Below are 5,070 nucleotides of genomic sequence, written 5' to 3'. Positions count from 1 at the left end.
CTGGGGGGTGGTTTTTTTTTAATACGCCCCCGGCCGGGTTTGGCGGGGGGGGGGGGGCGCCGCCGCGGGGGGCCGGGCGCGGGCCCCGGTGGGTGGGGGCGGGAAGGGGACGGGTCAGGGGCAGCTGATGCGGGTGTCGCCCGCGTCGGTGGTGCAGGTGTCCGTGCCGAGGCCGCCGTTGGCGGTGTCGTTGCCCTGGACGCCGTCGGTGGTGGTGAGGCGGTCGTTGCCGTAGTAGCCGGTCAGGGTGTCGTTGCCCGGGCCGCCGTTCAGGGTGTCGTCGCCGAAGCCGCCGTCGATGTTGTCGTTGCCGAAGCCGCCGTGGACGGTGTCGTTGCCGTAGCCGGCGCGGACGGTGTCGTTGCCGCCGAGGGCGCAGATCACGTCGTTGGCGTAGCCGCCGGTGAGGGTGTCGACACCGCTGGTGCCGATGATCGTGCAGCCGCGGGCGTTGTTGACCGGGGTGGTCGCGACCGCCGTGTTGTTCGAGGCCGTCGGGTCCTGCGGCGACCCGGTCGCGGTGGCCGTGTGGGTGATCGTGCCGGTGGAACGGGGCTCGGCCGTCAGCGTGACCGTGGCGCTCGCACCGGGGGCCAGGGAGCCGAGGGCGCAGGTGGCCGTCGTCGCCGTGGTCGTGCAGCCGCCCTGCGACGAGGTGGCCGAGGTGAGGGTGACGCCGGCGCCGGAGAGCGTGTCGGAGAGGGTGACGCCGGTCGCGGTGGCGGTGGAGGCCGTGGAGTTGGCGACGGTCACCGTGTAGGTGGTCCGGTCGCCGATGCTGACGGGGGCCGTGGGGGCCTGGGTCACGACGAGGTCGGCCTGGGGGGCGGGAGGCGGAGTGCCGTCGCCGCCCTGGTAGCGGGCGAGCGCGAAGGCGAAGCCCGCCCCGTGGCCGCCCGCGACGATCGCGCCGTCGGGCTGGACGAGGACCGCGCGGGCCTCGTCGAAGTCGCCGAAGCCGGTGACGACGAACCCGTCTCCGCCGAAGCCGGTGTCGACACTGCCGTTGGCGTGGAAGCGGGCGAGGCCGAAGTCGTTCGCCTCGGCGCTCGCGGGGTCGTCGGCCCGGCCGGCGAGGACGATCTTGCCGTTGGTCTGGAGTGCCATGCCGTAGGCGATCCCGCCGTCGCCGGGGAAAGCGACCGAGGTGCGCCCGCCGGTGCCGAAGCCGGTGTCGGGGGTGCCGTTGGCGTTGTACCGCAGCAGGGCGATGCCGGCGCCGCCGCTTCCGGCGGCGAGGATCCGGCCGTCCGGCTGTACGGCCACGGCGTTGCCGAACTCGGTGCCGCCGAAGTCGGCGGTCACCATGCCGTCGCCGCTGAAGGTGGCGTCGAGGCTGCCGTCGGGCAGGTAGCGGGCCACGCCGATGTCGAACGCCGTGCTGCCGACGTAGCCGGTCAGGACGATCCTGCCGTCCGGCTGGAGCGCCATCGCGCGGGCGACGCCGCCGGCGTCCTGGGGCGAGGTGGGCGTGAAGCCGGCGACGACCGTGCCGTCACCGCCCAGGCTCGGGTCGAAGCCGCCGTCGGTGCCGAGGCGCACGAGGGCGAAACCGCCACCGCCGCCCTTGCCGGCGGCGATGATCCTGCCGTCGGGCTGCACGGCGACGTCCGCGCCGTCCGCCGAGCCGCCGAACTCCTCGACGCGCACCAGGCCGCCCTCGCCGAAGCCGGTGTCCAGGCTGCCGTCGGTGTTGTAGCGGGCCACGGAGAAGAAGCAGCAGCCGCCGCCCTCCTCCGCGATCACCTCGGTGGTGCCCGCCACGACGATCTTGCCGTCCGACGGCTGGATCGCCACGGCGTTGGCCGCGTGGGCACCGCCGCCGAAGTCGCTGGTCACCACGCCGTCGCCGCCGAAGCCGGTGTCGAGGCCGCCGCCGGGCAGGTAGCGGGCCAGCGCGAAGCCGCCGTCGCTGCTCAGCCCCGCCATGACGAGCTTCCCGTCGGCCTGCCGCGCGAGGTCGTGCCCCTCCGCGTACCCGGGGAGGGGCGTGGTCACCCGGCCGCCGGTCCCGAACGCCGGGTCCAGGTCGCCGGGTGCGGCCAGCGCGGTACCGGGCAGCGCGAGAGCGAGCGCCAGGCCGCACGCGGCGAGTGCCCCGGCCCTCCCGCCTGCTCCGCGGCGCCATCCCGCCGGTCTGAGGTGTACATGGGTCATGGGAGCGGGAACCTCCGTCTTCGCTGGTGTACGGGCAGCGCACAGCTTCGTCCCGGCACTGACGCCGCTCCCGCGCGGACCGGGCCGCACTGCGCCCACTGGCCCCCGGGAACCACTCCCGTGAGGGAGCGCGCACGGCGCCTTGCGGGCGCGGCTCCGTCCCAGGTCCTCCTGGGGTCCGCTCCGTACGCGGCCGACGGTCCTGGATACGCTGCCCGCCATGCGCGAGACCACGACCAGCGACGCGACCCGGCGTGAGCCACTGATCCTCGATGCCGGGCAGGTGGATTCCGATCCCGGACTCCGGGCCCGGTTCGCCGGGTCGGCCCACCGGATCCTGGCCGACCTGGTGCGCGGGGGTGCCGCGCTCGGCTGGGTGGAGCCGCCGTCGGCCGACGAGGTGGGGCGGCTCCTCGACGGCGTGGTCGCCGCGACGCGCGCCGGTGACGCGAGCCTGCGGGCCGCGTACGTCGACGGCCGGCTCGTCGGGCTCGGGTACTGGCTGCGCTACGCGCGGCCGACCCACCGCCCGCACGCCGATCTGGAGAAGGTCGCGGTGGACGCCTCCGCCCACGGGCAAGGGGTCGGCCGGGCCCTCACCGCGGCCCTGATCGGCGATGCCGAGCGGGCCGGCATCGAGGTCCTCACGCTGGACGCCCGCGGCGACAACGTCCACGCCCTGGGTCTCTACCGGTCGCTGGGGTTCGTCGAGTACGGCCGCCTCCCCGACTTCGTCGCCGTCGGGGAACGCCGCTACGACAAGGTCTTCTGCATGCTGGACCTCCGCCGGGGACGCTGACGGCCCGTACGGCGGCCCGGCGGCCCTGCGGCGGTCCGGCGGCGGGCCCTCCCCGGAGTCACGCGCGGTCTCGGGCCTCCAAGTCGTCGAGTACGGCGAGCTGTCGGGTGACGCGCTCGGCGGACCAGGTGTCCAGCCAGGTCGCGAAGGTGCCGTCGTAGGCGCGCGGGGCGGATTCGACGCGCATGATCAGGGCGAGGTAGATCCGGTACAGGGCCAGGCGTGCGCGGGCTCCGGTGTCGAGCGTGAGGGAGGGGGTCACGGAGCGGTAGCCGGCCATGAGGTCGGGGTCGTCCTCGGCCGTGCCGAGGGGGTCGAGGCCGACGAGCTCGGCGAGGGGGTCGCCGAAGAAGGCCCGCTCGCCGTCGATGAGGCCGGTCAGGTGCCAGGTTCCGTCCGCGGTCGGGCCGAGGACGAGGTTTCCCTCCCAGGCGTCGAAGTGGACGAGCGCGGGGCGCCGTACCGGGGCGAGCCGGTCGTGGAAGCGTCCGGGCAGGGCGGCGAGGAGCTCGGCCGGGGCGGGCAGGGGAACGGCGAACCGGGCCGCGTCGGCGAGGACGGCGTGCAGCATGGCGGTGAACGCGGCGGGCCAGTCGGGGGCGGTGAGGCCGACGGCGGGTCGGGGGTACCCGTGGGCCGGTCCGGTGACGGTGGCGACGCGGGCCAGGCTCTCCCCCAGGCTCCGGCGCAGGGCGGTGTGGTCGGCGGGGGTGAGCCGGTCGCGGGCGGTGTCCCAGGTGGTGCCGTCGAGGTAGGTGAGGAGGAGCCACTCGGAGGGGGCCCGGGGACCGGCGGGTTCGTGGTGGAGGACGGTGGGCACCCGGGCGCCGGTGGGGGCCGCCAGCCGGTGGAAGAGTGCCTCGGTGCCGAGCAGGCCCTGTTCGTGGGTGAGGGCGGGGGCGGTCGCCGGGGGTGCGGTCTTGAGGATCAGGTTCCGTCCGTCGGCGAGCTCGACCAGGCGGGCGGAGTTGTAGAGGCCCCCGCCGAGTGCGGTGCTGCGCAGGACGGTGACGGGGCCGAGGGCGTGGCGGACGCGTGCGGCGGCGAGCTCGTGGGCGTGGTCGGGTCCCGGGGCGGGCGAAGGGGCGGCGGTGGCGGTCAACGAGCACTCCTGGGTGGGGTGGGGATGCGGGGCGCCGCCGGGTCAGAGCCGTACGCCGAAGGCATGGCTCATGAAGGCGGTCTCCAGCCGGCGGCGCAGGTGGTGGGAGAGCGGGTCGAGCAGGTCGGCGCGGACCATGGGCAGGGAGAGGGCCAGGGCGGCGGGGACGGTGCCGACGGTGATGGGGACGGCGGCGCAGACGCTGCCGGGGGCGTACTCCTCGCGTTCCTGGACCGCGTGTCCCCTGCGGAGCCGGGAGAGTCTGTGGATCAGCGCGTCGGCGTCGGGGACGGTGTACGGGGTGAGGGGTTCGACGGGGTGGCGGGCCAGGTGGTCGCGGCGGGCGTCGGGATCGAGCTGGGAGAGCAGGCACTGGCCGAGCGCGTGGGCGTGGGCGGTGCGCCGGAAGTCCGCCCATTCCTCCACGGCGGGTGTTCCCGGTCCGGAGGACTGGCCGACCATCCTGACCTCGCCCTCGTCGTACCGGGCGTAGTAGATGGCGGCTCCGGTCTGGTCGCGCAGCGAGTCGAGCCAGGTCTGGAGGTCGTGGGCGTTGGCCTGTTCCGGTAAGGCTCCGCCGAGGCGGGCCGTGGCGGCGGTGATGAGGTAGCGGCCGCCGTCGCGGTGCAGGTAGCCGTCGTGGGTGAGGGTGCGGAGCAGGTGGTAGGTGGTGCCGATCGGGATGTCGGTGCGCCGGGCGAGGCTCTTGGCGGTGGAGCGCGTGGGGTCCTCGGCGACGGCTTCGAGCAGGCGCATGGCCCGTCGGACGGAGCCTATGAGCGTGGGGCCTGCTGAGCTGGGTGGCGTCATGGCGGGGTTCCCTCTGGGGAGGCCTCTCCTGGCCGTGTGTCGGAGAGGCCCGTGGTTCGTGGTCGGGTGCGGTGCGGGGGCGGCCGGCCGTACGTTCCCCCCGGATGCGTACGTCCTTCGTTCGACCTCCCCCGCATAGCCCACCATGCCGACACGCCACCTGACCAGGATTGTTCGGCACGAGAGGCGCGGGCCCCCGGGT

4 protein-coding genes are annotated in these 5,070 nt (G+C 75.0%); 1 reads left to right on the top strand and 3 read right to left on the bottom strand.

Translation table 11 applies throughout. The features are described 5' to 3' along the window. Positions 1 to 114: 114 nt before the first annotated feature. Positions 115 to 2,157: a calcium-binding protein gene (locus ACFCY7_RS39755; protein ID WP_376490955.1), complete on the bottom strand. Its 2,043-nt coding sequence runs from the start codon at positions 2,155 to 2,157 to the stop codon at positions 115 to 117. A gap of 220 nt (positions 2,158 to 2,377) precedes the next feature. On the opposite strand from ACFCY7_RS39755, the gene ACFCY7_RS39750 reads away from it, so the two are divergent. Then, complete coding sequence (locus ACFCY7_RS39750) at positions 2,378 to 2,956, top strand: GNAT family N-acetyltransferase (RefSeq protein WP_376490954.1); 579 nt, start codon at positions 2,378 to 2,380, stop codon at positions 2,954 to 2,956. A 58-nt stretch (positions 2,957 to 3,014) separates the two neighbouring features. Here the strand turns inward: ACFCY7_RS39750 and ACFCY7_RS39745 are convergent, their stop codons facing one another. Then, positions 3,015 to 4,058 (bottom strand): phosphotransferase, encoded by a 1,044-nt coding sequence (locus ACFCY7_RS39745; RefSeq protein WP_376490953.1) that lies wholly within the window; start codon positions 4,056 to 4,058, stop codon positions 3,015 to 3,017. Between the two features lie 42 nt (positions 4,059 to 4,100). Continuing rightward, positions 4,101 to 4,868: an IclR family transcriptional regulator gene (locus ACFCY7_RS39740; RefSeq protein ID WP_376490952.1), complete on the bottom strand. Its 768-nt coding sequence runs from the start codon at positions 4,866 to 4,868 to the stop codon at positions 4,101 to 4,103. Between the last annotated feature and the right edge of the window lie 202 nt (positions 4,869 to 5,070).

Source organism: Streptomyces sp. NPDC056361, assembly GCF_042262805.1.
Lineage (GTDB): Bacteria > Actinomycetota > Actinomycetes > Streptomycetales > Streptomycetaceae > Streptomyces.
The sequence above is the reverse complement of the archived record's forward strand: the minus strand, read 5'-3'. Positions and strand labels throughout refer to the sequence as shown.